25 protein-coding genes and 1 tRNA gene are annotated in these 25,739 nt (G+C 56.0%); 13 read left to right on the forward strand and 13 right to left on the reverse strand.

Features of this window, described 5'->3' with window-relative positions; translation table 11 throughout:
• Positions 1-18 precede the first annotated feature (18 nt).
• Genes NI40_RS00360 through NI40_RS23730 form a run of 4 tightly spaced genes read left to right on the forward strand, consistent with a single transcriptional unit; the run spans position 19 to position 1,935 of the window.
• Positions 19-561, forward strand: coding sequence for a hypothetical protein (locus tag NI40_RS00360; protein WP_039263512.1), 543 nt, complete (start codon positions 19-21; stop codon positions 559-561).
• Positions 558-902, forward strand: coding sequence for a putative T6SS immunity periplasmic lipoprotein (locus tag NI40_RS23725; protein WP_045899516.1), 345 nt, complete (start codon positions 558-560; stop codon positions 900-902). Before NI40_RS00360 ends, NI40_RS23725 begins: the two co-directional genes overlap by 4 nt.
• 11 nt (positions 903-913) lie before the next feature.
• A complete protein-coding gene (locus NI40_RS00365) occupies positions 914-1,396 on the forward strand; it encodes an Hcp family type VI secretion system effector (RefSeq protein ID WP_039263513.1) in 483 nt (160 codons plus the stop codon).
• Complete coding sequence (locus NI40_RS23730; RefSeq protein WP_127353304.1) at positions 1,393-1,935, forward strand: hypothetical protein; 543 nt, start codon at positions 1,393-1,395, stop codon at positions 1,933-1,935. The genes NI40_RS00365 and NI40_RS23730 overlap by 4 nt, the downstream gene beginning before the upstream one ends.
• Before the next feature lie 5 nt (positions 1,936-1,940).
• Here NI40_RS23730 and NI40_RS00370 read toward each other — a convergent pair.
• A tRNA-Sec gene (locus NI40_RS00370) sits at positions 1,941-2,035 on the reverse strand.
• A 288-nt stretch (positions 2,036-2,323) separates the two neighbouring features.
• Here NI40_RS00370 and NI40_RS00375 point away from each other — a divergent pair.
• Both NI40_RS00375 and yicI read left to right on the forward strand, forming a co-directional pair.
• Positions 2,324-3,715: a glycoside-pentoside-hexuronide family transporter gene (locus NI40_RS00375; protein WP_039263514.1), complete on the forward strand. Its 1,392-nt coding sequence runs from the start codon at positions 2,324-2,326 to the stop codon at positions 3,713-3,715.
• Positions 3,716-3,727: 12 nt separating this feature from the next.
• On the forward strand, positions 3,728-6,046 hold the full coding sequence (yicI, locus tag NI40_RS00380; RefSeq protein WP_039263516.1) for an alpha-xylosidase: 2,319 nt from the start codon (positions 3,728-3,730) through the stop codon (positions 6,044-6,046).
• Positions 6,047-6,106: 60 nt separating this feature from the next.
• Here the strand turns inward: yicI and NI40_RS00385 are convergent, their stop codons facing one another.
• Together NI40_RS00385 and xanP are read right to left on the reverse strand one after the other, a co-directional pair.
• Positions 6,107-7,810 carry an AsmA family protein gene (locus tag NI40_RS00385; protein ID WP_039263517.1) on the reverse strand — a complete coding sequence of 568 codons (1,704 nt, stop codon included), beginning with the start codon at positions 7,808-7,810 and terminating at the stop codon, positions 6,107-6,109.
• A gap of 119 nt (positions 7,811-7,929) precedes the next feature.
• On the reverse strand, positions 7,930-9,321 hold the full coding sequence (gene xanP, locus NI40_RS00390; RefSeq protein ID WP_039263518.1) for a xanthine/proton symporter XanP: 1,392 nt from the start codon (positions 9,319-9,321) through the stop codon (positions 7,930-7,932).
• Between the two features lie 225 nt (positions 9,322-9,546).
• Here xanP and gltS point away from each other — a divergent pair, with 225 nt between their 5' ends.
• Complete coding sequence (gltS, locus tag NI40_RS00395) at positions 9,547-10,749, forward strand: sodium/glutamate symporter (protein ID WP_039263519.1); 1,203 nt, start codon at positions 9,547-9,549, stop codon at positions 10,747-10,749.
• Positions 10,750-10,751: 2 nt separating this feature from the next.
• Here the strand turns inward: gltS and recG are convergent, their stop codons facing one another.
• The 5 genes from recG to gmk are packed head-to-tail and all read right to left on the reverse strand — an operon-like array spanning position 10,752 to position 16,618.
• Entirely contained in the window at positions 10,752-12,833 is a 2,082-nt protein-coding gene (recG, locus tag NI40_RS00400; RefSeq protein WP_039263520.1) for an ATP-dependent DNA helicase RecG, read from the reverse strand.
• 3 nt (positions 12,834-12,836) lie between these two features.
• Positions 12,837-13,526, reverse strand: a complete 690-nt coding sequence (gene trmH, locus NI40_RS23735; protein WP_039263521.1) for a tRNA (guanosine(18)-2'-O)-methyltransferase TrmH — start codon at positions 13,524-13,526, stop codon at positions 12,837-12,839.
• Positions 13,527-13,530: 4 nt separating this feature from the next.
• Positions 13,531-15,645, reverse strand: a complete 2,115-nt coding sequence (spoT, locus tag NI40_RS00410) for a bifunctional GTP diphosphokinase/guanosine-3',5'-bis pyrophosphate 3'-pyrophosphohydrolase (protein WP_039263522.1) — start codon at positions 15,643-15,645, stop codon at positions 13,531-13,533.
• Between the two features lie 19 nt (positions 15,646-15,664).
• Positions 15,665-15,940, reverse strand: coding sequence for a DNA-directed RNA polymerase subunit omega (gene rpoZ / locus NI40_RS00415; RefSeq protein WP_000135058.1), 276 nt, complete (start codon positions 15,938-15,940; stop codon positions 15,665-15,667).
• Between the two features lie 54 nt (positions 15,941-15,994).
• Positions 15,995-16,618: a guanylate kinase gene (gene gmk, locus NI40_RS00420; RefSeq protein ID WP_010426438.1), complete on the reverse strand. Its 624-nt coding sequence runs from the start codon at positions 16,616-16,618 to the stop codon at positions 15,995-15,997.
• A 251-nt stretch (positions 16,619-16,869) separates the two neighbouring features.
• Here gmk and ligB point away from each other — a divergent pair, with 251 nt between their 5' ends.
• On the forward strand, positions 16,870-18,540 hold the full coding sequence (gene ligB / locus NI40_RS00425; RefSeq protein ID WP_039263523.1) for an NAD-dependent DNA ligase LigB: 1,671 nt from the start codon (positions 16,870-16,872) through the stop codon (positions 18,538-18,540).
• A 2-nt stretch (positions 18,541-18,542) separates the two neighbouring features.
• Here ligB and NI40_RS00430 read toward each other — a convergent pair whose 3' ends face one another.
• Together NI40_RS00430 and NI40_RS00435 are read right to left on the reverse strand one after the other, a co-directional pair.
• Positions 18,543-19,160 carry a trimeric intracellular cation channel family protein gene (locus NI40_RS00430; protein ID WP_023334014.1) on the reverse strand — a complete coding sequence of 206 codons (618 nt, stop codon included), beginning with the start codon at positions 19,158-19,160 and terminating at the stop codon, positions 18,543-18,545.
• A gap of 205 nt (positions 19,161-19,365) precedes the next feature.
• On the reverse strand, positions 19,366-20,229 hold the full coding sequence (locus NI40_RS00435; RefSeq protein ID WP_023309886.1) for a YicC/YloC family endoribonuclease: 864 nt from the start codon (positions 20,227-20,229) through the stop codon (positions 19,366-19,368).
• Between the two features lie 125 nt (positions 20,230-20,354).
• On the opposite strand from NI40_RS00435, the gene rph reads away from it, so the two are divergent.
• Both rph and pyrE read left to right on the forward strand, forming a co-directional pair.
• On the forward strand, positions 20,355-21,071 hold the full coding sequence (gene rph / locus NI40_RS00440; RefSeq protein WP_010426431.1) for a ribonuclease PH: 717 nt from the start codon (positions 20,355-20,357) through the stop codon (positions 21,069-21,071).
• A gap of 67 nt (positions 21,072-21,138) precedes the next feature.
• Entirely contained in the window at positions 21,139-21,780 is a 642-nt protein-coding gene (pyrE, locus tag NI40_RS00445; RefSeq protein WP_010426430.1) for an orotate phosphoribosyltransferase, read from the forward strand.
• A gap of 40 nt (positions 21,781-21,820) precedes the next feature.
• On the opposite strand, the gene slmA is transcribed toward pyrE, so the two are convergent.
• The 3 genes from slmA to coaBC all read right to left on the reverse strand — a co-directional run bounded on the left by slmA (position 21,821) and on the right by coaBC (position 24,185).
• Positions 21,821-22,417: a nucleoid occlusion factor SlmA gene (gene slmA, locus NI40_RS00450; protein ID WP_039263525.1), complete on the reverse strand. Its 597-nt coding sequence runs from the start codon at positions 22,415-22,417 to the stop codon at positions 21,821-21,823.
• 120 nt (positions 22,418-22,537) lie between these two features.
• Positions 22,538-22,996, reverse strand: coding sequence for a dUTP diphosphatase (gene dut, locus NI40_RS00455; protein WP_015570042.1), 459 nt, complete (start codon positions 22,994-22,996; stop codon positions 22,538-22,540).
• Positions 22,974-24,185, reverse strand: a complete 1,212-nt coding sequence (gene coaBC / locus NI40_RS00460) for a bifunctional phosphopantothenoylcysteine decarboxylase/phosphopantothenate--cysteine ligase CoaBC (protein ID WP_127353305.1) — start codon at positions 24,183-24,185, stop codon at positions 22,974-22,976. The genes dut and coaBC overlap by 23 nt, the downstream gene beginning before the upstream one ends.
• A 172-nt stretch (positions 24,186-24,357) precedes the next feature.
• Here coaBC and radC point away from each other — a divergent pair, with 172 nt between their 5' ends.
• The 3 genes from radC to rpmG all read left to right on the forward strand — a co-directional run bounded on the left by radC (position 24,358) and on the right by rpmG (position 25,671).
• Entirely contained in the window at positions 24,358-25,026 is a 669-nt protein-coding gene (gene radC / locus NI40_RS00465) for a RadC family protein (protein WP_039263528.1), read from the forward strand.
• 218 nt (positions 25,027-25,244) lie between these two features.
• On the forward strand, positions 25,245-25,481 hold the full coding sequence (rpmB, locus tag NI40_RS00470) for a 50S ribosomal protein L28 (RefSeq protein WP_002436699.1): 237 nt from the start codon (positions 25,245-25,247) through the stop codon (positions 25,479-25,481).
• 22 nt (positions 25,482-25,503) lie between these two features.
• Positions 25,504-25,671 (forward strand): 50S ribosomal protein L33, encoded by a 168-nt coding sequence (gene rpmG / locus NI40_RS00475; RefSeq protein WP_003024094.1) that lies wholly within the window; start codon positions 25,504-25,506, stop codon positions 25,669-25,671.
• The last annotated feature ends 68 nt before the right edge of the window (positions 25,672-25,739 follow it).

Raw genomic sequence — 25,739 nt, forward strand, 5'->3', positions numbered from 1 at the left:
CGCAAAAGGAGAGCGCAGATGAGCGATGGAATAAAAATTGGCGGAGTGCGACTGTTAACGCTCGGTGAAATTAACCTTGCCAAAACACTTTATGGCTTAAGTATTCGTTATAATGAAGTGTGGATTCATCGGGGAAGTTATTTGCCCTTCAATATGCAGAATTTCAGAACCGCAATGACGCCAAACGGTGAGATTTATTTTATGGAAGGTACGTATGAAAACGACTTTTCCATGTCCCATCAAAGAATGTCTCGTATCGTCGGAGCACATCTTTTTCTGCATGAAATGATGCATGTTTGGCAGCATCAGCACGGTATGATGGTACGCCTTCGTGGAGCATTCTCCTGGGCTGTCGACTATTCCTACCATTTAGATAAACATCACCTGCTTGATTACGGTCTCGAGCAACAAGCCTCTATCGTCAGTGATTTCTGGCTGCTCAATACCTATGGATTTGATCCCCGCAGCAACCTGCATAAACTCATTGATTACGACCCATCGGAACCAAAACAGGATCTTCTCAGGCGGTATGAAGCTATTTTAGGAGACTTTCCACAGTGAAACTAAAAATTCTATTCATTCCGATTATCTCAATGTTGACCGGTTGTCCGGGTGAAAACCTGAATATTCCTGAGCAGCGAATGATCATGATAAATGGCAATCATTTTTGTTTTAGTGTTGACGAAAAAGATATTTTGAATGGATATACAATTTCGTCTATGCAACACGGTGAATATAAAGAGTTTGCGGCCGAATTTCAAAGACGTTCATATCCAGATAGTTGTATCGAGATTGCCCTGCCAGCTGGCTATGCCTATGAAATCTCTTATACCTTGAATGAGCAAAATTATTACTATCCATTTTTCAAGGATAATGACGGCAGAGTCATAAATTATCATTAGGAGAAAAGTCAATGTCATTACCCGCATACATGTTTCTTTATGATGAAAATGGAAACCCGATCAAAGGCAGCTGCAACGTTTCGGGCAGAGAAGGCGCGATTGAGATCCTTAACAGCAATTACCACATCCATCAGGTTTGCAGCGCCAACACGGGCAATCTTATGGGGGCCAGAGAACATGGGGCATTCACTATCCATAAGCAGATCGACAAAACGTCGCCTTACTTTGCAGATGCCTTATGTCAAAGCAAAAGGCTACAGAAAGCGGTTATCCACTACTATGATGTGAACGAAGCAGGATTTGAATTCGAGGTGTACCGCATAACGCTGGATAGTATCGTGATTATGTCTGTCGATGCTGCCCATACCTGGGTTCCGGGGGCGCCTGGTCATAATATGATGGAAAGCATCGGGATTCGTTATCGCGGTATCGAGTGGTTTTATCTGGAGGGACACATTAAATATGAGGATCACTGGAATAAGGTGCCTCAGTGATGCCGTTAGTGAAGATTGGGTCCCTCTACCTTGATGGAGAGGGATGTAAAAAATTAGTTACTGGTAATTTTCCCGATGATTACGCCACGCACTTTTTCGCCATCGAAGTAATAGGAGACCGTATTACTCTGGATGAATCCATTCTGTACTGGCGTCTCCTGATAAAAAAGCATCGCTTTCTTTCTGGAAGGTCAAAAAGAATTTTCTTTAAAGGTGTAATGAGCTTTTACCCACTCGTCACGAATGAGAGGCAGTTAAGAGAACTGGATGGATGGTTAGTTTCTACTATTTATAGAGCTTTATTGTTAAGATCAAAACTTCTTGCTCAGCATGGATATAACAGAAATCATAGTTTCCCATTCAATCAGTCTAAAGTTAACTTACTTACTAATTGTTCAAAAGTTAAAATTAATGGAAAAAAATTATTGGAGATTCCTAGTTTCCTTTTGATCAGCAAAGCATTAAGGAAAGGGTTAATAGAAAATGGCATTGAAAGAGTAATGAATCCCAATTCACAAAATTACAACTACCGATGGTAGGGGACTGGCGGAAGATCACAGGAGTCGAACCTGCCCGGGAACGCTGGCGTCCCCAACTGGATTTGAAGTCCAGCCACCTCACCGGAGATGACGATCTTCCGCGCCTCGATTGCTACATGGAGGCGGGGCGCATTATAGCTACTTTCAGGCATTTACCACATACCCCGACACACTTTTTTCACCTCTCTTTTGACCTGTACACCCCTGTTTCAGTTAATTCCTAAGAAAATCCTCATGTTAGCCCCTCGTGCTTCCAACATTTACCGCGATCACAAAAAACAAGAAACGTAATCTGCTAACCAGAAAACGCAATACCCGCTCCTGAAACAATGGTTTAAAACTCTGTAACCGGTCTCAGCGCCCCCTACAGCGTGAAGGATAAAAAAAGATGAGCGAAGTATTGTCAGTTAAAGAGAAGATTGGCTACGGCATGGGAGATGCCGCCAGCCACATCATTTTTGATAACGTCATGTTGTACATGATGTTTTTCTACACCGATATTTTCGGCATTCCCGCCGGGTTTGTCGGCACCATGTTTCTGCTGGCGCGCGCGCTGGATGCGATCTCCGACCCGTGCATGGGGCTGATTGCCGACCGCACCCGCAGCCGCTGGGGCAAGTTCCGTCCGTGGATTTTATTTGGTGCCATCCCGTTCGGCATCGTCTGCGTGCTGGCCTACACCACGCCGGACCTCAGCCTCAACGGCAAAATGGTTTACGCCGCCGTTACCTACACCCTGCTGACCCTGCTCTATACCGTGGTCAACATTCCCTACTGCGCGCTGGGCGGCGTGATCACCAACGACCCGACGCAGCGTATCTCCCTTCAGTCCTGGCGCTTTGTGCTGGCGACCGCGGGCGGCATGCTCTCCACGGTGCTGATGATGCCGCTGGTGAACCTGATTGGCGGCGACGATAAGGCGTTCGGCTTCCAGGGCGGCATCGCCGTGCTGTCGGTGGTCGCGTTCCTGATGCTGGCGTTCTGCTTCTTCACCACCAAAGAGCGCATCCAGGTGCCGCCGAGCACCACCTCCATGCGGGAAGACCTGCGCGACATCTGGCACAACGACCAGTGGCGCATCGTCGGCGTACTCACCATCCTCAACATCCTCGCAGTCTGCGTGCGCGGCGGCGCGATGATGTACTACTGCACCTGGATCATGGGCTCGCCGGAGGTGTTCGTCGCGTTCCTCACTACCTACTGCGTCGGCAACCTGATTGGCTCCGCGCTGGCGAAACCGCTCACCGACTGGAAGTGCAAGGTCAGCATCTTCTGGTGGACCAACGCCGCGCTGGCGGTGGTCAGCGTGGCGATGTTCTTCGTGCCGATGCACGCCACCGTGCTGATGTTCGCCTTTATCTTCGTCATCGGCGTGCTGCACCAGCTGGTGACGCCGATCCAGTGGGTGATGATGTCCGATACCGTCGACTACGGTGAATGGACCAACGGCAAACGCCTGACCGGCATCAGCTTTGCGGGCACGCTGTTCGTGCTGAAGCTCGGCCTGGCGCTGGGCGGGGCAATGATCGGCTGGATGCTGGCTGGCGGCGGCTACGACGCGGCAGCCAAAAGCCAGAACAGCGCGACCATCAGCATCATCATCGGCCTGTTTACCCTGGCCCCGGCGGCCTGCTACGTGCTGAGCGCCATTATCGCCAAGCGCTACTACACGCTGAAAACCCCCTTCCTGACCAAAATCATGGGCGAGCTGGCGCAGGGCGCGCGCCGCAATCAGCAGGAATTTGAAAACCTGCCGGTCAGCAAAGAATTACAGAACTAAGAGGACGAGAGCATGAAAATCAGTGATGGAAACTGGCTTATTCAACCGGGCCTGAAGGTGACGTATCCGGTTCAGGTGTTCGACGTGGAGCAGCAGGGCAACGACCTGGTGGTGTATGTGGCGCCGCGCGACGTGCGCGAACGCACCTGGCAGCTCGACACGTTGATGTTCACGGTGCGCCTGTTTGCCCCGCAGGAAGGGATTGTCGGGGTGCGCATTGAGCATTTTCAGGGCGTGCTGAATAACGGCCCGCACTATCCGCTGAACGTTCTTAAAGACGTGAAGGTAGAGATTGAAAACAACGCCGACTTTGCCGAGCTGAAAAGCGGCAGCGTCAGCGTGCGCGTCACCAAAGGCGAGTTCTGGGCGCTGGATTTCCTTCGCAACGGCCAGCGCATTACCGGCAGCCAGCTGAAAAATAACGGCTACGTGCAGGACAGCAATACCGACCACAATTACGTGTTTGAACGTCTGGATCTGGGCGTGGGGGAAACGGTCTACGGTCTGGGCGAGCGCTTTACCGCCCTGGTGCGCAACGGCCAGACGGTCGAAACCTGGAACCGCGACGGCGGCACCAGCACCGAGCAGTCCTACAAAAACATCCCGTTCTACCTGACCAACCGCGGCTACGGCGTGCTGGTGAATCATCCGGAAAACGTCTCGTTTGAAGTCGGCTCCGAGAAGGTCTCCAAAGTGCAGTTCAGCGTGGAAGGAGAATACCTCGAGTACTTCGTGATCGACGGCCCGACGCCGAAAGAGGTGCTGAACCGCTATACGCGGTTCACCGGGCGTCCGGCGCTGCCGCCTGCCTGGTCGTTCGGCCTGTGGCTGACCACCTCGTTCACCACCAACTACGACGAAGCCACGGTAAACAGCTTTATCGACGGCATGGCCGAGCGCGACCTGCCGCTGCACGTCTTCCACTTCGACTGCTTCTGGATGAAGGCCTTCCAGTGGTGCGATTTCGAGTGGGACCCGGTGACCTTCCCGGATCCGGAAGGGATGATCCGCCGCCTGAAGGAGAAAGGGCTGAAGGTCTGCGTGTGGATTAACCCGTACATCGGCCAGAAATCCCCGATCTTCCGGGAGCTGAAAGAGAAGGGCTACCTGCTCAGGCGCCCGGACGGCTCCCTGTGGCAGTGGGACAAATGGCAGCCGGGGCTGGCGATTTATGACTTCACCAACCCGGACGCGTGCCGGTGGTATGCCGACAGGCTGAAAGGCCTGGTGGAGATCGGCGTCGACTGCTTCAAGACCGACTTCGGCGAGCGTATCCCGACGGACGTGCAGTGGTTCGACGGGTCCGATCCGCAGAAGATGCATAACCACTACGCCTACATCTATAACGAGCTGGTGTGGAACGTGCTGAAGGAGACGGTGGGGGAGGAAGAGGCGGTGCTGTTTGCCCGCTCGGCGTCCGTCGGGGCGCAGCAGTTCCCGGTGCACTGGGGCGGTGACTGCTACGCCAACTATGAATCCATGGCCGAAAGCCTGCGCGGCGGGCTGTCGATTGGCCTGTCCGGCTTCGGGTTCTGGAGCCACGATATCGGCGGGTTCGAAAACACCGCTCCGGCGCACGTCTACAAACGCTGGTGCGCGTTCGGGCTGTTCTCCAGCCACAGCCGCCTGCACGGCAGCAAATCCTATCGCGTGCCGTGGGCGTACGATGACGAGTCCTGCGACGTGGTGCGCCACTTCACCCAGCAGAAGTGTCAGCTGATGCCGTACCTGTATCGTCAGGCGGCGCTGGCCCGCGAGTTCGGCACGCCGATGCTGCGGGCGATGATGCTGGAGTTCCCGGACGATCCGGCATGCGATTACCTCGACCGCCAGTACATGCTGGGGGATGCGGTGATGGTCGCACCGGTGTTCTCCGAGGCGGGCGACGTGCAGTTCTACCTGCCGGAAGGACGCTGGACGCATCTGTGGCATAACGACGAAATTCAGGGCAGCCGCTGGCATAAGCAGCAGCACGATTTCATGAGCCTGCCGGTCTACGTGCGCGACAACACCCTGCTGGCGCTGGGCAACAATAACCAGAAGCCGGACTACGCGTGGAACGCGGGGACGGCCTTCCAGCTGTTTAACCTGGACGATGGCTCAACGGCGGTGAGCGAAGTGCCTGCGGCGGACGGGGCCGTGGCGTTTACGCTGAAGGCGTCACGTCGGGGCGACATCGTGACCTTTACCGGCGCGGGAGACGCGAAAAACTGGTCGGTGTGCTTGCGCAACGTACAGAAGGTGAGTGGCGTAAAAGGTGGTTCACACGCGGGCAGCGAATGGGGTGTGGTGGTGAAAGCGGAGGGGAATGAGGTGGTGGTTCACCTTTAATTCCCCTCACCCTAACCCTCTCCCCAAAGGGGCGAGGGAAGGGTTTGCTCCCTCTCCCTTTCAGGGAGAGGGCTGGGGTGAGGGTGCGGTCGATACCACACCGCCCGTCATCGTCTGCTGCACCTGCTGTTTATCCATATTTACCGCGTTCAGCTTGCCGTTCACCGTTGGCTTCAACGGTGCGCTGGCCTGCACGCTGCCGCTGGCGGTGAGCTGAATATTGCCGTCGCCCGTAATCGGCAGCGCAGGCCAGCCCCACTGCTGCAGCACGTTGAGCGGCACGCCGCGGCCGTTCAGGCTCACCGTGGTCTGCCGCTGCGGAAGCTGTGAAACCGTCGCCGTTGCTTCAAGAATACCTTTCTCGGTAAAGGCGCTCAGGTCGGTAATGTTCACCGTGGCGGCGTTGGCATTCAGCGCCAGCGACGGACGACGCACGTCCACGCGGTTAAAGGTCGCCGCCGCGCCGTTCAGGGTTGCGCTACCGCCCCAGATGCCCCACTGGCGATCTTTCACCAGCTGCAGGTTTGCGCCATAGCCGTCCAGAGAGGTGATCTGCCACGGGAAGGCGGGATCGATGTCGATCACCAGGTTGCGGCTCAGGCCGAATTTTTGCAGCGTGACGCTGTTCAGCCATTCCGGCAGAGGCTCCATCCACAGCGTTTTCCAGTTTTGCGGCAGGGTGTACTCCAGCCCGGCGATGGCAACATCGTCCAGCACCAGCGCTTTACCGTCGCGCAGCCAGTTACCGGACGTGCGCACCATGCCGCCTTCCCAGCGGGAGGTGAACTGACGCAGCGCCATGCCCTGCGGGGAAAACTCCGCATTCAGGATCGGGTCGAAAAGATGCAGCGAGCCGTAGATAAACTCGCTGGCGTTCATGGACAGGCGGCCTTCCTGGCTCTGCCAGTCGCCTTTGCTGAGAGTCAGGTTGCGCAGGCTTAAATCGAGATCGGTCACCGCCCAGTCCGGGCCCTGAAGCCGGGCGTCGGTTACGTCCAGACGACCAATCTGCAGAGAAGGGATGGAGGCCAGCGGCGCGAAGAACGCCATCAGCGTTTTATCGCTCTGCAGGCGGATCTCATTCAGGCGCATCGTGTCGATAATCCAGCTCCCGTCGGCGTTGCGCAGGGCGGAGCCGGTGAGTGAGCCACGGGCCATGTCGGCACCAATCGTTTTCAGCACCACTTCCTTGCCGTTGAGCTGGCCCTCGATCAGCACGTTAGTCGCCGGTACGCCGTTCAGGGTCAGCGAGCCCGCGCTCATCTGGATCTGCGCGTTGTTCCCCAGCACGTTGCCCGCTTCCGGCTGCCACGGGCTGACGCCGCCCGTGACCTTCTGCGCGCTGAGATCCCATTCGGTATTCGGGCTGTTAAAGGCCATGTTGTTCAGCTGCAGGCGATCCGCCTGGAAAGGCAGCGGTGCCGTCTGAGGCGAGAGATTCAGCGTGCCATCGAACAGGGTGATGGTGTCCATATGCAGCGGATCGGTTATCTGGCGGCTGCTCAGACCGATATCGACTTTTTTGGCTACCAGCGTGGCGGGTTTACCGTCCCGACCGAAGGTGACGTTTTCCAGAATGATGTGGGAAGGCGACGAAAAGCGGTGATTCATCTTGTCGAAACTGAGTTCGTAGTCGGTATTCACCGTCACCCAGCTGCTGACCTGAGACGCGCCCCAGCGGGTCTGGAGCAGAATGTAGAACGCCAGCAGCACAATGAGCAGGGCTACCAGAAGATAGATGAGGAGCTTTCCAATAAATTTCATGGTCTTCCATCCCGCAAAACGCACATAAGGGAGTTATGCACGATTTATGCGCAATCCTCAAGGCGGGAATGGTGTAATTAGATGTCACGGCAGGCATTGGCTGCCTGCCGTGAAGAGGATCAGTTCTTTTCAGGCGGGAAAACGAGGTTCAGAACGATAGCGGTGATACCGCCCGCGGCAATGCCAGAAGAGAGCAGGTTTTTCACCCAGTCAGGCGCAAACTGCAGGATCAGCGGCTGCTGGGATACACCCAGACCGACGGCCAGCGACAGCGCGATAATCATGATCGCGCGGCGGTTCAGCGGCTCGCGGGAAACGATACGCACGCCAGAGGCCGCGATGGTCCCGAACATTACCAGGGTTGCGCCACCCAGCACCGGCTCAGGGATGTGCTGCACAAAACCGCTTACCGCCGGGAACAGGCCGAGGACGATCAGCATCAGCGCTACCACAAAACCGACGTAGCGGCTGGCCACACCGGTCAGCTGGATCACGCCGTTGTTTTGACCGAAGCAGGAGTTCGGGAAGGTGTTGAATACCGCAGAGACAAACGAGTTCAGGCCGTTCGCCAGCACGCCGCCTTTCAGGCGCTTCATGTACAGCGGGCCGGACACCGGCTGCTCGGAGACGTCGGAGGTGGCGGTGATATCGCCGATGGTCTCAAGAGAGGTGATCATAAAGACCAGCATCAGCGGCAGGAGCAGGCCCCAGTCAATGCCCAGTCCGTAGTACAGCGGCGTAGGAACGACGATCAGCGCGCTGTTGGTCGGCGCGGTGTTCTCCGGCAGCATGCCCAGCGCCCACGCCAGCAGGTAGCCCGCCGCCATGGCGATCACCAGCGAGGCGACGCGCAGGTAAGGATTACGCTGACGGTTAAGCAGAATAATGATCGCCAGCACGATACCCGCCAGCAGCAGGTTTTTCGGCGCGCCGAAGGTGTGGTCGCTCATTGCGGCATAGCCGCCGCCGATGGAGGTCAGGCCCACCTGAATCAGCGACAGCCCGATAATCATCACCACCACGCCGGAAACCAGCGGGGTGATGACGCGGCGAGCCAGATGCAGAACGCGGGAGATGACCATCTCCGTACAGCTGGCCAGCATCAGGGTGCCGAACAGCGCCGCCATCATGGTTGGGACATCCGCACCGCCGGTTTTTAGCGCCGTACCGCCCATGATCAGCGGTGCCACGAAGTTAAAGCTGGTGCCCTGAATCGACAATAATCCCGACCCTACCGGCCCCCACGCTTTAATTTGAATAATCGAGGCCACGCCGGAGGCGAAGAGAGACATGCTGATAATGTGCTGCGTGTCCTGCGCCGGTAAACCGAGCGCCTGGCAAATCAGCAGCGCCGGGGTGATCACCGCAACAAACATCGCCAGAAGATGCTGGCAGGCGGCGAAAAGCGTTTGCGGCAGCGGCGGGCGATCCTCAAGGCGGTAAATCAGTTCGCTATTTTGCTTCTGCGCAATCGGTTGCGCATCAGGCGACTCTATGGTGTTAACGGACATCGGCGGCAATCCCACGGTGGAAAAGCGGGCATTTTATCTGACCACCTGGTAAAAGCAAACGATTGCCAGCAAAAAAAGGGAAGAAAATCTGCCGCTGTGAGCAGGTTTTCTACAACGCGTGGGGAAAAAAAATTACACTTTTTGCGCCGGGGGCTCATGAAGAGCGCAAACCGGCCCAGGATAACGCCGCGTGTGTATGGAACACGCGCATAACAGGAGCCTTTTATGATTCATCTCGATACGTTGTCGACCCTTGTTGCCGCAACGCTGGTTCTTCTGCTTGGTCGCAAGCTGGTACACAGTGTTTCCTTTCTGAAAAAGTACACCATTCCTGAACCTGTCGCCGGTGGCCTGCTGGTGGCGCTGGCCCTGCTGTTACTGAAAAAAAGCATGGGCTGGGAAATCGATTTTGATATGTCCCTGAAAGATCCGCTGATGCTGGCCTTCTTTGCCACTATCGGCCTGAACGCCAACCTGGCAAGCCTGCGCTCGGGCGGTAAGGTGCTGGGCGTATTCCTGATTGTGGTGGTGGGGCTGCTGCTGATGCAAAACGCCATTGGCATCGGCATGGCAACGCTGCTGGGGCTGGATCCGCTGATGGGTCTGCTGGCGGGGTCGATTACCCTTTCGGGCGGTCACGGAACCGGGGCCGCGTGGAGCAAGCTGTTCATCGAGCGCTATGGGTTTGAAAACGCGACGGAAGTGGCGATGGCCTGTGCGACCTTTGGCCTGGTGCTGGGTGGCCTGATTGGTGGCCCGGTGGCGCGGTATCTGGTTAAGCACTCCACCACACCGAACGGCAGGCCTGACGATGAGCTGGTGCCGACCGCCTTCGAAAAGCCGGACGTTGGCCGCAGCATCACCTCGCTGGTGCTGATTGAAACTATCGCGACGATCGCCATCTGCCTGACCGTGGGCAAAGTGGTTGCGCAATGGCTGGCGGGTTCCGCGTTTGAACTGCCGACGTTTGTCTGCGTGCTGTTTATCGGGGTGATCCTGAGCAACGGTCTGGCGCTGATGGGCTTCTACCGCGTGTTTGAACGGGCGGTATCGGTGCTCGGCAACGTCTGCCTGTCGCTGTTCCTGGCGATGGCGCTGATGAGCCTCAAGCTGTGGGAGCTGGCCTCGCTGGCGCTGCCGATGGTGGCGATTCTGGCGGTACAGGCGCTGTTTATGGCGCTGTACGCCATGTTCGTGACCTGGCGCATGATGGGAAAAAACTACGATGCGGCGGTGCTGGCAGCGGGTCACTGCGGGTTTGGTCTGGGGGCTACCCCAACGGCTATAGCCAACATGCAGGCGATCACCGAACGGTTCGGACCATCGCACATGGCGTTTCTGGTGGTCCCGATGGTTGGGGCGTTCTTTATTGATATCGTCAACGCGCTGGTGATCAAGCTGTACCTGATGCTGCCGATGTTTGCCTGAGATCAGGCGTTGGAATACCGCTCGGTTTCCGGCATCCAGCGCTCAATTAACGCTGCCGCCTGTTCGGGGTAGCGTTCATGAATATGGCGGGCGAGGCGCTGAACCTCGGGGATCATGGCCTGATCGCGCAGCAAATCGGCTACTTTGAATTCCGCGTTACCCGTCTGACGCGTGCCCAGCAGTTCGCCCGGGCCGCGGATCTCCAGGTCTTTTTGCGCAATCACAAAACCGTCGTTGCTGTCGCGCAGCACCTGCAGACGCATCTGGGCGGTTTTGGAAAGCGGGGCTTTGTAGAGCAGTACGCAGTGGGACGCCACCGCGCCACGACCGACGCGCCCGCGCAGCTGGTGGAGCTGGGCAAGGCCGAGACGCTCCGGGTTTTCGATGATCATCAGGCTGGAATTGGGGACGTCCACGCCGACTTCGATCACCGTGGTGGCAATCAGCAGATGCAAATCACCCTGTTTGAATGACTGCATCACCGCCTGCTTTTCGGTGGGCTTCATGCGTCCGTGAACCAGACCGACGTTCAGCTCGGGCAGCGCCAGCTTAAGCTCTTCCCACGTTGCTTCGGCAGCCTGCGCTTCCAGCAGTTCAGATTCTTCAATCAGCGTACAGACCCAGTAGGCCTGACGCCCTTCCTGGGTGCAGGCGTTGCGCACGCGGTCAATGATATCGCTGCGGCGCGTGTCGGGAATGGCGACCGTGGTGACCGGCGTACGGCCCGGCGGCAGTTCGTCAATGGTGGAGGTATCCAGATCGGCGTAGGCGGTCATCGCCAGGGTACGCGGGATCGGCGTAGCGGTCATGATCAGCTGATGCGGGTGGAAGCCCTGCTGCAGCCCTTTCTCCCAGAGCGCCAGACGCTGATGCACGCCGAAGCGGTGCTGCTCGTCGATTATCACCAGCGCAAGACCGTTAAACTGCACCTGCTCCTGGAAGATGGCGTGCGTGCCGACAATCATCTGCACCTGCCCGCTGGCAATAGCCTCCTGTTGCGCAAGGCGCGCTTTGCCTTTTTGCTTCCCGGCAAGCCAGCCCACTTCAATTCCGAGTGGCGCAAACCAGGCGCGGAAATTGTTGGCGTGCTGCTCGGCCAGCAGCTCGGTCGGCGCCATTAGCGCCACCTGTTTACCGTTAGCAATCGCGCGCAGGGCCGCCAGGGCGGCAACCAGCGTTTTACCGGAGCCCACGTCGCCCTGCACCAGACGCATCATCGGCACGTCGAGCGCCATATCGCGTTCAATCTCGGCGGTGACGCGCGCCTGCGCGCCGGTGGGTTTAAACGGCAGCGAGGCCAGCAGCTTATCTTTGAGCGCATCATTCTGGCTTAACGGCTGAGCGTGGAAACGCTGCGCGCCCGCGCGAAGCGCCAGCATGCTCAGGTTATGGGCCAGTAATTCCTCAAGGATAAGACGCTGTTGTGCGGGATGTTTGCCGCTTTCTAAATCGCTGAGCTGCAGCGTTGGCGGCGGGCGGTGCAGGGTGCGCAGCGCCTCGGGCAGGCTCATCATGCCCTGCGCCAGCTCGGGCGGCAGCAGCTCGGTAATGGCGCAGGTATCCAGCAGCTCCAGTGCCTGATCGGTGAGCTTACGCAGCGTCGCCTGCTTGATGCCTTCGGTTGTCGGGTAAACCGGGGTAAGCGTCTCCTGCATTTCCGGCGTGCTGAGATCGCCCTGCACGCGGTACTCCGGGTGGATCATCTCTGCGCCGTATTTCCCGCGTTTGGCTTCGCCATAGGCCAGCACCCTGCGGCCCGTCGCCAGGCTGTTTTTCATCGCCGCGCTGAAGTTGAAAAAACGCATGGTGAGAATGCCGGTGCCGTCGCTGATCTGGCAGGTCATCATTCGGCGTCCGCCGAAGGTGATGTTGCAGTTCAGGACTTCGCCTTCAACGGTGGCGTAAATGGCGGGAAGAAGATCGCCAATCTTGTAGAGCTGGGTGCGGTCTTCGTAACGCAGGGGGAGATGAAGCAGGAGATCCTGCACGGTGTGCAGGCCAATTTTTGCCAGCTTATTGCTTTGCGCCGCGCCCACGCCCGTCAGGCTGTTAAGCGGGATGGCATCCAGCAGGCGGCCTTTCATCGCTTACCCGGCGTACTGCATGGTGGCCCACCACTCGGCATCGGCTTCTATTTCGCCCTGCGCGTTGACGTGGGGGTAAGGCAATTTTTTCTGCTTCGCAACGCGAGCCAACACCGGATAACCACCTTCAAACAGCAGGCGCTGCTGTTCCTCTTCCGGCAGCATGCTGTTGCTGCGCTCGTACATCCCGGCGTTCTGACGCTGGCGCTGCGCTTCATACAGAATGAGCGCGGACGCCACGGAGACGTTGAGAGACTGGACCATGCCGATCATCGGAATGATGATGTCACGATCCGCCAGATCCAGCGCTTCCTGGGTGATCCCGGTTTTCTCCTGACCCATCAAAATGCAGGTCGGACGGGTGTAGTCGATCTCGCGGAAATCTACGGCTTTAGCGGACAGGTTAGTGGCGAGGATCTGCATCCCGCGCCCTTTCAGGTGCGATACGGCTTCGCCAATGGTGTGATGATTATTGACAGACACCCAGCTGTTGCTGCCTGCCGCCGCCGAGACAGTATTGCGCATACGGCCGTCCGGCCAGACGGCGTGCACTTCATGCACACCGACGGCATCTGCGGTACGGACGATAGCAGAGACGTTATGAGGTTTATGCACCTGCTCCATGCAGACCGTCAGGTCAGGCTGACGCCTGGCGAGCATTTCGCAGATACGTGCATAACGTTGTGAATTCATAAACCTAGTTTCGGTTTCGGGTGACTTTAATCACGTCCGGCATGACGCGGATCTTGCGCATAATATTCGCCAGATGCACGCGGTCGCGGGCGGTCAGACGAATAAAGGCGCTGTACACGCGGCCATCTTTTTCTTCCGTATTCAGGCTCTGAATGTTGGAAGAAGCCGTGTTGATCGCTGCCGTCAGGTTCGCCAGGGCACCCTGGTGGTTGAACATATCCACCTTAATTTCGGTGATAAATTCCTGTGCGGTCTCTTTATCCCACTCAACCGCCATAAACTTCTCGGCTTCTTTCTGGTAGCCGCGAATGTTACGACAGGACTCGTGGTGGATAACCAGCCCTTTACCCGGGCTGACGTGCGCAATAATCGGGTCGCCAGGGATTGGACGGCAACATTTCGCGAAGGTGATCAGCACCCCGTCTGCGCCTTTAATCGGCAGGTGTCCGTGGCCTTGCGTGGTTGCAGGCACCGCTGTCGTGTCGCCTTGCTGCAGGTTCTTCGCCACCACCACGCTCATGGCGTTGCCGAGGCCAATCTCTGCAAGCAGGTCGTCAAGCGACGCGAGCTTCATGCGCTCCAGCTCGCGCTGGACGTTCTCCTGCGGAATTTCAGCCAGCTTACGGCTACCGCCCAACGCGTGGTTGAGCAGACGACGCCCCAGGCTGACGGAATCATCGCGCTTGAGGTTTTTCAGCAGCTGGCGAATTTTGGCGCGTGCTTTGGAGCTCACGACAAAGTTCAGCCAGGCCGCGTTCGGACGCGCGCCCGGCGCGGTAATAATTTCTACCGTCTGGCCGCTGGATAGCGGTTGAGACAGCGGATAAGGCTGTCTGTCGACGCGCGCGCCGACGCAGGCATGCCCGATATCGGTGTGCACGGCGTAGGCGAAGTCGACCGGCGTTGCGCCCGCAGGCAGTTCGACAATGCGACCTTCTGGGGTGAAAACGTAAATCTCATCCGGGAAGAGATCGGATTTAACGCTCTCGATAAATTCAAACGAGCTACCCGCACTCTGCTGAAGCTCCAGCAGGCTTTGCATCCAGCGCTGGGCGCGGATTTGTGCGGTCGTGCTACTTTCGCCACCGTGCTCTTTATACGCCCAGTGTGCGGCAACACCCATCTCTGCCATCTGGTCCATGTCTTCGGTGCGAATTTGCACCTCAACAGGTACGCCATGTGGCCCGATCATCGAGGTGTGCAAAGATTGATAGCCGTTCGCTTTTGGAATGGCGATGTAATCTTTCATGCGGCCCGGACGCGGTTTGTAGAGGCTGTGCATCTGCCCCAGCACGCGATAGCAGGTGTCCGAGTCGTGGACAATTACGCGGAAGGCGTAGATATCCATGATCGAGTGAAAACGCTGCTCTTTGAGCACCATTTTGCAGTAGATGGAGTACAAATGTTTTTCGCGACCGCTGACGCGGCACGGAATCCCCGCTTCCTGTAAGCGCCCTTCGATTTCAGAGAGGATTTTTTGAATCATCTCTTTACGGTTACCGCGTGCGGCTTTCACCACCTCTTTAATCACGCGATAGCGGTTAGGGTACAACGCTTCAAAACCCAGCTCTTCCAGCTCGGTTTTAATGTGATGAATACCTAAACGGTGCGCCAGCGGGCTGTAGATTTCGAGGGTTTCACGGGCAATGCGGCGACGTTTATCCGGGCGAAGTGAGCCCAGCGTGCGCATGTTGTGGGTACGGTCAGCGAGTTTGATGAGAATGACGCGGATATCCTGCACCATCGCCATAATCATCTTGCGGAAGTTTTCGGCTTGCGCCTCTTTCTTGTCGCGGAAATTCAGCTTATCAAGCTTAGAGACCCCTTCCACCAGTTCGGCAACGCTTTTGCCAAACAGCTGTTCCATGTCCTGATAGGTGGCAGGGGTATCTTCGATCACGTCGTGCAGCAGAGCGGCCATCAGCGTTTCGTAGTCGAGTTTCATCTCGGCCAGAATACAGGCCACCGCTACCGGGTGCGTGATATAGGGTTCACCGCTTGAACGTGTCTGGCCCTCGTGAGCGTCACGTGCAACGAGATACGCCTGCTGAAGACGCTTAATCTGGTCTTCAGGCAGGTAGGTTTGAATCAGTTGATTCAGGCTTTCAAACAGATACAAGGGCGACCCGCAGGTTTAATTAACGACGACCTTCAGCAATAGCGGTTACAGCCTGCAGTTCTGCGGCTTCCTGCTCTTGCTGCTCCTGGCGCTCACGCACGTCGAGGATCTGGTTGTTGATCAGACCTTCTTCGATTTCGCGAAGTGCAATAACGGTGGTTTTATCGTTTTCTTCCGGTACCAGCGGATCTTTACCGCCTACCTGCATCTGACGAGCGCGACGCGCGGCGACCAGCACCAGGTCAAAACGGTTACCAATTTTCTCTACAGCGTCCTGAACAGTTACGCGTGCCATACTTAAAATGCTCCACAGGTGAAGAAATGACTGGGCATGATACTGAAAGTGGGTTCAGTCTGCCAACAGTTTGGTGATTAATGCGTCATGTCGCTGCTTCTGGCGGCTCATACGCAGACGTTCTGCACGAAGAATGGTTTTGAGATCGCTCAGTGCGGCATCAAAATCATCATTCACAATAAGGTAATCATATTCCGCGTAATGGCTCATTTCTGCAACAGCCTGTTCCATACGCTTTGCGATCACTTCTTCGCTGTCCTGACCGCGGCCACGCAGGCGGCGATCCAGCTCATCTTTCGATGGCGGTAAAATAAAGATACTGCGCGAGTCAGGCATTTTCTTGCGAATTTGCTGTGCGCCCTGCCAGTCGATATCCAGGAACACATTCACGCCCGTGGCCAGAACCTGCTCAATGGTTTCACGCGAGGTACCGTAGTAATTACCGAATACTTCAGCGTGTTCAAGAAACGCGTCTCTGCCGATCATCGCTCTGAATTCGTCGTGATCCACAAAGAAATAGTGTTCACCGTGCACTTCACCCGGACGCGGCGCTCGCGTGGTGTGAGAAACAGAAACCTGTGTGTCGTACAACGGTTGGGTTTTTAACAGTGCCTGAATAAGGCTGGATTTACCCGCGCCACTAGGGGCAGAAACAATATAAAGCGTGCCTTGAGCCATGAGAGTCTTTTGTATGTGTTAACGAAGAAGTCCTACATACGGGCTTATTATACACGTCACCGCCGTGTGACGTAGCCTTTGTCACACTTTTTCCCCTGGATTATTGAATTTTGCGTGCCGTTTTCAGGTTTTATCTGTGGTTTTCAGCAACCAAAAGAAACACCGGATAGCGTCTCGCATTGTGAAACGTTGCCGTTAGCGTTGTTTCAGGCATCCGGGTATATCTCCTGCAATGAAAAGGAGGGGTAGCGATGTGGCGATGGATAAGCGGGTTAATGCTGTTGTGGTGTGGCTATGGCGCGGCGGTGTGTCCGGTGTGGTCGCAAGCAAAAGCAGAAAAAGAGATGGCGTCGTTAAGCGCGCAAATCAAACGCTGGGATGAGGCCTACTGGAAGCAGGGCGTGAGTGAGATCAACGACGAGGTTTACGACCAGCTTCACGGGCGGTTAACGCAGTGGCAGCGCTGTTTTGGCAGCGAGCCTTCAGAAGAGAAACTCCCTGCACTGGCGGGAAGCGTAAAACATCCTGTTGCCCATGCGGGCGTACATAAAGTGGCCAGCAAAGAGGAGTTGAGACAGTGGATGCGTGTCCGAAAGCATCTGTGGCTGCAGCCCAAAGTTGATGGTGTGGCGGTGACGCTGGTCTATCGTGACGGGAAGTTAACCCAGGCTATTAGTCGCGGTGATGGCCTCAAAGGGGAAGACTGGACCGGGAAGGTACATTTAATCCCGTCTGTTCCGCAAAATCTCACCGGCGCGCTGGCGAATAGCGTCTTGCAGGGCGAGCTTTTCTGGTTGCGTGACAACCACATTCAGCAGCAGTTGGGCGGAATGAACGCTCGCGCAAAGGTGGCAGGGGCGATGATGCGGCAAAAGGATAACGCGCTATTAAGCAAGATCGGCGTATTCATCTGGGCCTGGCCGGACGGACCGAAAGATATGCGGACATCTTTAGCTGAACTGTCTCAGGCCGGTTTTCCGTTGTCGGCACGGTACACGCTACCCGCCGATTCTGTCGATGCCGTCGAGAAGCAGCGCGCGGCCTGGCACGTGACCGCATTACCCTTTGCCACGGATGGCATTGTGGTGCGTTCGGAGAATGAACCTGCGGCCGAAGAGTGGTTACCGGGAGAAGGCCACTGGGTTGTCGCGTGGAAATATCCTCCCGCAGCCCAGGTCGCTGAGGTGAGTGATATTCATTTTTCCGTGGGGCGCACGGGCAAAATTTCCGTTGTAGCAGCGCTGGAACCCGTGCAACTGGATGATAAACAGGTGCAGCGGGTGAGTCTGGGCTCGGTTGGGCGCTGGCAGAATCTGGATATTGCTCCAGGGGATCAGATACAGATCAGCCTGGCCGGGCAGGGTATCCCCCGGTTTGATAAGGTGCTCTGGCGCGGAACGGACAGACATAAACCAGAGCCACCGGCCTCACGCTATCATGCTCTTAGCTGTTTCTATGCTTCGCCGGAGTGTATGGAGCAGTTCTTTGCCCGGCTGACCTGGCTCAGTTCAAAGCAGGTATTCGATATTGAAGGATTAGGTGAGTCAGGCTGGCGGACCCTCTGGCAGGCGCATCATTTTGAACATCTCTTTTCATGGCTGTTATTAACGCAGGCGCAGCTGCAGGCTACACCGGGGTTTTCCTCAGCACGCGGGCTGGCGCTCTGGCACCGATTTAATCTGGTGCGCGAGAAGCCGTTTATCCGCTGGCTCATGGCAATGGGTGTGCCATTGACCCAGGCTTCGCTGAAGGCGATGGGAGACATATCGTGGCAGAAGATGAGCGGGCGCAACGCAAAGGACTGGCAGACCCTGCCGGGAACAGGAGAGGAAAAAGCGCGAAAAATCGTAAACTGGATTCACGCGCCTCAGATTGATGTGCTGGCGAAATGGCTCGCTGAACAGAACATCAACGGGTTCTGAAGCTAGTGGGCGCTGTGTTTGTAATGAAAAACGGGCAGCCCGAGCTTCAGACGCAGCGCCAGCATGCGGGCCGTAAAGCCAAACAGCAGCGTCGAGATGACCACCACATCATGGTTTGAAACGTAATGCTGCAGGGCGATATAGAGCACCGCTGCCGCAAAGGAGATGCCGGCATACAGCTCTTTTTGAAAGACCAGGGGGATGCGTTTGCAGAACATATCGCGCAGCACGCCGCCGAATACGCCCGTGACCACGGCGGCGATGGTGGCGATAACCGGTCCTTCCCCCATATCGAGCGCGATTTGCGCGCCGATGATCGAAAATACGATCAGCCCCAGCGCATCAAGCACCAGGAACAGGCGGCGAAGATGGGGCATAACGGGCGCCACTATGGTGGTTAACACGGCGGCCGTTGCCACGATAATCACGTATTCAGGGTGTTTAACCCAGCCGAGCGGGTAATGGCCAAGCAGAATATCGCGCACGGAACCGCCACCCAGCGCGGTCGCCGTAGCAATAATGATCACGCCGAAGGTATCCATACGGCGACGTCCGGCGGCAAGTGCGCCGGTCATGGCTTCTGCGGTGATGCCAATGAGATAAAGGATGTGAAGCAGCATATACCCTCCGGTGTGAACGCGGGGGAGGTTAGCGATTTGTGCGCAAGATCACGATTGAGATTTTCTAAGGCGAGCCAGTTTGCCCTATAAATTTTTATCAAGTTCTATAGAGAAAGCTTGATGAAAGGCGGTAAACTGACAAAATTGGCGTTAAGATGGATTAGAAATAGTAATGGGTGGTGCTGTCGACACCACCCGAAAAGCATTACTCGATGTTCTGGATCTGCTCGCGCATCTGTTCAATCAGCACTTTCAGCTCAATCGCTGAATTCGTCACTTCTGCATTGATCGACTTAGACGCCAGGGTGTTCGACTCGCGGTTGAACTCCTGCATCATAAAGTCCAGACGGCGGCCCACAGCTTCTTTTTTCTTCAGAATGTTGTAGGTTTCTTTAACGTGCGCTTCCAGACGGTCCAGCTCTTCAGCGACATCGATACGCTGCGCCATCAGCACCAGCTCTTGTTCCAGACGGGTGTTTTCCAGCTGAACTTCCGCTTCTTCCAGTTTGGCGACAAGGCGCTCGCGCTGCCATTGCAGCACTTCTGGCATATGGGTGCGGACTTTCGCTACTTCGGTGCTCACGCCTTCAAGACGCTGCTCAATCATCGCTTTCAGCGCCTGGCCTTCGGTTTCGCGGGCAACGATAAAGTCGTCCAGCGTGCCGTCGAGAGCTGCCAGGATTTCAGCGGCAATGGCGTCCAGATCCTGCTCACCAGCGGCCATGACGCCAGGCCAGCGCAGAATATCAACCGGGTTGATTTCGCCTTCATCGCTCTGCATTTTGACCCAGTTCGCCGCATTCACGAGCTGTTTTGCCAGTTTTTCGTTGAGGATGAGCTCGCCCTGTGCGCTCGCATCAGGCTCAAAGCGCAGGTTACATTCAACTTTTCCGCGCGTCAGACGCGTACGGATACGTTCACGTACGACAGGCTCAAGGCTGCGGAACTGCTCCGGCATACGGAAATACGTTTCCAGGTAACGCTGGTTTACCGAGCGCATTTCCCATGTGGCGCTACCCCAGCTACCCTTGATTTCACGCCGGGCGTAGGCGGTCATACTGCGGATCATAGACATTCCCGTTTTTAAAGGAGAGATGGGGGGATTATAGCTTTCGGGGGCTTCTCAGGATAGGAATAAGCGTCCTTTATCCGTATAATGCGCAGCCACATTCGTTTCAAGCCGGAGAATCCATCATGCGTCCATCAGGCCGTAGCGCCAACCAGGTGCGTCCCGTCACCCTGACCCGTAACTATACAAAACACGCTGAAGGCTCCGTGCTGGTTGAGTTTGGTGACACTAAAGTGCTGTGCACCGCCTCCATCGAAGAAGGCGTTCCGCGCTTCCTGAAAGGTCAGGGCCAGGGTTGGATCACCGCAGAATACGGCATGCTGCCGCGTGCGACCCATACCCGTAATGCCCGTGAAGCGGCAAAGGGTAAGCAGGGCGGCCGTACCATGGAGATTCAGCGTCTGATCGCGCGTGCGCTGCGCGCCGCCGTTGACCTGAAAATCCTCGGCGAATTCACCATCACTCTCGATTGCGACGTCATTCAGGCAGACGGTGGTACGCGTACCGCATCCATTACCGGCGCCTGCGTGGCGCTGGCCGATGCTCTGAACAAGCTGGTTGCGGCCGGTAAGCTGAAAACCAACCCAATGAAAGGCATGGTTGCGGCGGTTTCTGTCGGTATCGTTAACGGCGAAGCGCTTTGCGATCTGGAATACGTTGAAGATTCCGCAGCCGAAACCGACATGAACGTGGTGATGACCGAAGATGGTCGCATCATTGAGGTGCAGGGCACGGCGGAAGGCGAGCCGTTCACCCACGAAGAGCTTCTCTCCCTGCTGGCGTTGGCCCGAGGGGGAATCGAATCCATTGTAACGACGCAGAAAGCGGCGTTAGAAAATTGATTTTAAAGGCGACCAATGAGTCGCCTTTTTTTTGCCTGTAAGACAGAAAAACCAAAGGAGCAAATCCATGAAATCGTATCAGCGCCAGTTTATTGAGTTTGCGCTTAACAAGCAGGTACTTAAGTTTGGCGAATTTACGCTGAAATCCGGGCGTAAGAGTCCCTATTTCTTCAACGCCGGGCTGTTTAATACCGGGCGCGATCTGGCACTGTTAGGCCGTTTCTATGCCGAAGCGCTGGTGGATTCCGGGATTGATTTTGACCTGCTGTTTGGCCCGGCCTATAAAGGCATTCCGATTGCGACCACCACCGCGGTGGCGCTGGCGGAACACCATGACCGCGACGTGCCGTACTGCTTTAACCGTAAAGAGGCTAAAACCCACGGTGAAGGCGGGAATCTGGTCGGCAGCGCGCTGCAGGGCCGCGTCATGCTGGTCGATGACGTGATTACCGCGGGTACGGCGATCCGTGAATCGATGGAGATTATTCAGGCCAACGGTGCGACGCTTGCTGGCGTGCTGATTTCTCTGGATCGTCAGGAGCGTGGTCGCGGTGAAATTTCCGCTATTCAGGAAGTCGAACGCGATTACAGCTGCAAAGTGACGTCGATTATTACCCTGAAAGACCTGATTGCGTATCTGGAAGAGAAGCCCGAGATGGCGGACCATCTGGCGGCGGTACGTGCGTACCGGGAAGAGTTCGGGGTGTAATTAAATTGCCCGGTGGCGCTACGCTTACCGGGCTTACGGATTACTGCAACTGAGCAGCCACTAACGGCCAGCGGGCGTCAAAATCGTCCGTTGGACGGTATTTGAACTCGCTGCGCACAAAGCGGGAGAGCATCCCTTCACAAAACGCCAGGATCTGGCTCGCCAGCAGCGTTTCATCAATGATGTAACCTTCGCCTTCACGCATTTTCTTTTCGCGCAGTACCTGGCGCAGCTGCGCTTCAATCCGCTCGAAAAGCTGGTTAATGCGGCCCTGCAGTCTGTCCTGTTCAAACATCAGCGCGTGGCCGGTGAGGATACGGGTTAAGCCCGGATTGCGTTCACCGAAGCCCAGGATTAACAACACAATCAGACGCAGACGCGCGGTGGTGTCTTTTTCGTCTTTCAGAATCAGGTTGATGCGCGTAATCAGGCTGTCTTCAATAAACTCGATCAGACTGTCGAACATCCGGGTCTTGCTCGGGAAATGACGGTACAGCGCCGCCTCAGACACGCCTACAGAGGCGGCCAGTTTAGCGGTGGTGATGCGTTGACTGCCATCGCTGGATTCAAGCATCAGAGCCAGAGATTGAAGTATTTCTTCGCGACGATTCCTTTTCGCGGTTTGTTTTTCTGCCATGTTACAAAATACCCCTGAAAATAAGCACTTGCCAGGCTGGCATCCACACAGCGACCGCAAACGGGCGTTTGCGGTTTGTTATTGCATTATAACGCTGTGAGATACGTGTCTTTCGGGCCGTTATTTGCGCCCGGAATGGCCGAAGCCGCCTTCGCCACGGTCGGTGGCGTCAAAGTCTGCCACCAGGTTAAATTCTGCCTGCACCACCGGTACAAAGACCATCTGGGCGATACGCTCGCCAGGTTCAATGGTAAAGCTGTCCTGACCGCGGTTCCAGACGGAGACCATCAGCTGACCCTGGTAGTCGGAGTCGATCAGGCCGACCAGGTTACCCAGCACAACGCCGTGCTTATGGCCCAGACCAGAACGCGGCAGGATCACTGCTGCCAGAGACGGGTCAGCAATGTGAATCGCCAGGCCAGTTGGAATCAGGGTAGTGGCACCCGGAGCCAGTTCTACGGCGTCATCGAGACAGGCGCGCAGGTCAAGACCGGCAGAGCCGGAGGTGGCATAGGTTGGCAGCGGGAATTGCTCGCCAACACGCGGGTCCAGAATCTTAACGTCGATTTTTTTCATCATAACGGGTAACGATCTCGTCCAGTAATTGTTGGCCCAGGAGTTCCTTGCGCTCAAGCGGTAAGACTTTATCTCCATCCTGCCAGAAAAGGTGCAGTGCGTTGCTGTCGCTGTTAAATCCTTGTGTGGCCAGCGATACGTCGTTCGCGCAAATCAAATCGAGGTTTTTGCGGGTACGTTTTTGCCGGGCATATTCTTCCACATTATTCGTTTCTGCGGCAAACCCAACAACGTATGGACGATGGCTTTTTAGTGCGGCGACGCCGGCAACAATGTCCGGGTTTTTCACCATTTTTAGTGTTAATTCATCGCCTTGCTTTTTAATTTTAGCCTCGGCAACCGTCTCGGCACGATAGTCTGCGACGGCCGCACAGCCGATAAAAATCTGCTGGCTTTGCGCATGTGCCTGCACGGCGGCTTCCATCTCCAGCGCGGTGGTCACGTCAATTCGCTTCACAAACGCAGGGGTAGGCAGCGATACCGGGCCGCTCACCAGCGTGACTTTCGCGCCACGCCTTGCGGCGGCGGCGGCAATCGCAAAGCCCATTTTGCCGGAGCTGTGGTTGGTGATGTAGCGCACCGGATCCAGCGGCTCGCGCGTGGGGCCCGCGGTAATCATGATGTTGAGATGTTGCAGATCGTTGACAGGCGAAAAATGGGCTGCGGCCATATCAACAATCGTCAGCGGATCAAGCATGCGGCCCGGGCCAACGTCGCCGCAGGCCTGGCTGCCGCTGTCTGGACCCCAGATAAGCAGGCCGCGTGAGGCCAGCGTCTCCAGATTATGCTGGGTGGCCGCGTTACGGTACATCTGCTGGTTCATGGCAGGAACGACGGCAACAGGCGCAGGGGTGGCCAGACAAATAGTGGAGACCAGATCGTTTGCCATACCGGCCGCAACCCGAGCGATTAAATCAGCCGTGGCGGGAGCGAGGATAACCAGGTCTGCCCATTTTCCCAGCTCAATATGGCCCATCGCGGCTTCGGCGGCCGGATCGAGCAGGCTGTCAGATACCGGGTATCCTGAAACGGCCTGCAGGCTCAGGGGAGTGATAAAGGCTTTACCGCCTTCGGTTATCGCGACCCGCACGTCAGCTCCGCGCTCGCGCAGACGACGCACCAGCTCCGGCGCTTTATAAGCAGCAATGCCGCCGCTCACGCCAAGAACAATTTTTTTACCGGCCAGGCTCATCATGATTCTTTCCTGTTGGGTTTCACCAGAGAGCGGGCATTTTATCACAATCCCCAAAGCGGGGTGATTTTGTCCTTCGACCACTTTGCGAGGCGCTACGCAAGAACGCAATGTGACCGTCGAGCGACGGATTGGCCTGTGGCAGCATGAGGTTAAAAAGGGGAGAAAGAGCATGGAAGAAGAGGATGAGGAGCTGCTGCCGCGCGAAAAACTGCTGCGCTATGGCGTTACCCTGTTAAAAGACGATGAACTGCTGGCGCTCTTTTTACGTACCGGAACGCCCGGAAAAACGGTATTTACGCTGGCAAAAGAGCTGATCGCACATTTCGGTTCGCTGTACGGTTTATTGACCGCCGATCTGGCGCAGTTTAAGCACGTTGAGGGAATTGGCGTGGCGAAATATGCCCAGCTGAGGGGCATTGCTGAACTTGCCCGCCGTTTTTACAACGTCCGCATGGAGAAGGAAGATCCGATCCTGACGCCAGAAATGACGCGTGAATTCCTGCAAAGCCAGTTAACTGATATTGAACGCGAGATCTTTATAGTGATCTTTGTCGATAACAGAAATCGGGTGCTGAAACATAGCTGTCTCTTTGCGGGCACGTTGAGTCACGTTGAGGTGCATCCGCGTGAAATTGTGCGGGAAGCGATAAAAGTGAATGCAGCGGGCGTGATCCTCGCGCATAATCACCCCTCTGGCTGTGCAGAACCGAGCAGAGCGGACAAAGAAATCACCGAACGCATTATCAAATGCTGTCAATTCATGGACATTCGTGTGCTGGACCATCTAATAATTGGCCGCGGTGAGTACATTTCTTTCGCAGAACATGGCTGGATTTAGGCTATTTCTCGCGATCCATCGGGATCTTTGTCTGTTCGGGACTTGAGCACACCGCCGAGTCAGCGTATACTACGCCACCTTTGAGAATCTCGGGTTTGGCATTTGGGCCTGGCAATCGAGAGTTCACTTAGAACTATGCGATGACCGGGCTGTAAAGCCTGACGAGGCGCCGATACCCCATACGAAGCTCGAGCTAATTTGATTTTTGGAGAATAGACATGTCCCGAGTCTGCCAAGTTACTGGCAAGCGTCCGGTGACCGGTAACAACCGTTCCCACGCACTGAACGCGACTAAACGCCGTTTCCTGCCGAACCTGCACTCTCACCGTTTCTGGGTTGAGAGCGAGAAGCGTTTTGTCACCCTGCGCGTATCTGCTAAAGGTATGCGTGTAATCGATAAGAAAGGCATCGATACAGTTCTGTCCGAACTGCGTGCCCGTGGCGAAAAGTACTAAGTACTTAAAGAGGAAATAAATCATGGCTAAAGGTATTCGCGAGAAAATCAAGCTGGTTTCTTCTGCTGGTACAGGTCACTTCTACACCACCACGAAGAACAAACGTACTAAGCCGGAAAAACTGGAACTGAAAAAGTTCGATCCAGTTGTACGCCAGCACGTACTGTACAAAGAAGCTAAAATCAAATAATTTTAGTCTCCTTGTATCGAAAAACCCCGCAACTGCGGGGTTTTTTGCATTCTGCATCTCAACGGAGG

It is taken from the genome of Enterobacter sp. E20 (assembly GCF_000801755.2).
Lineage (GTDB): Bacteria > Pseudomonadota > Gammaproteobacteria > Enterobacterales > Enterobacteriaceae > Enterobacter > Enterobacter asburiae_B.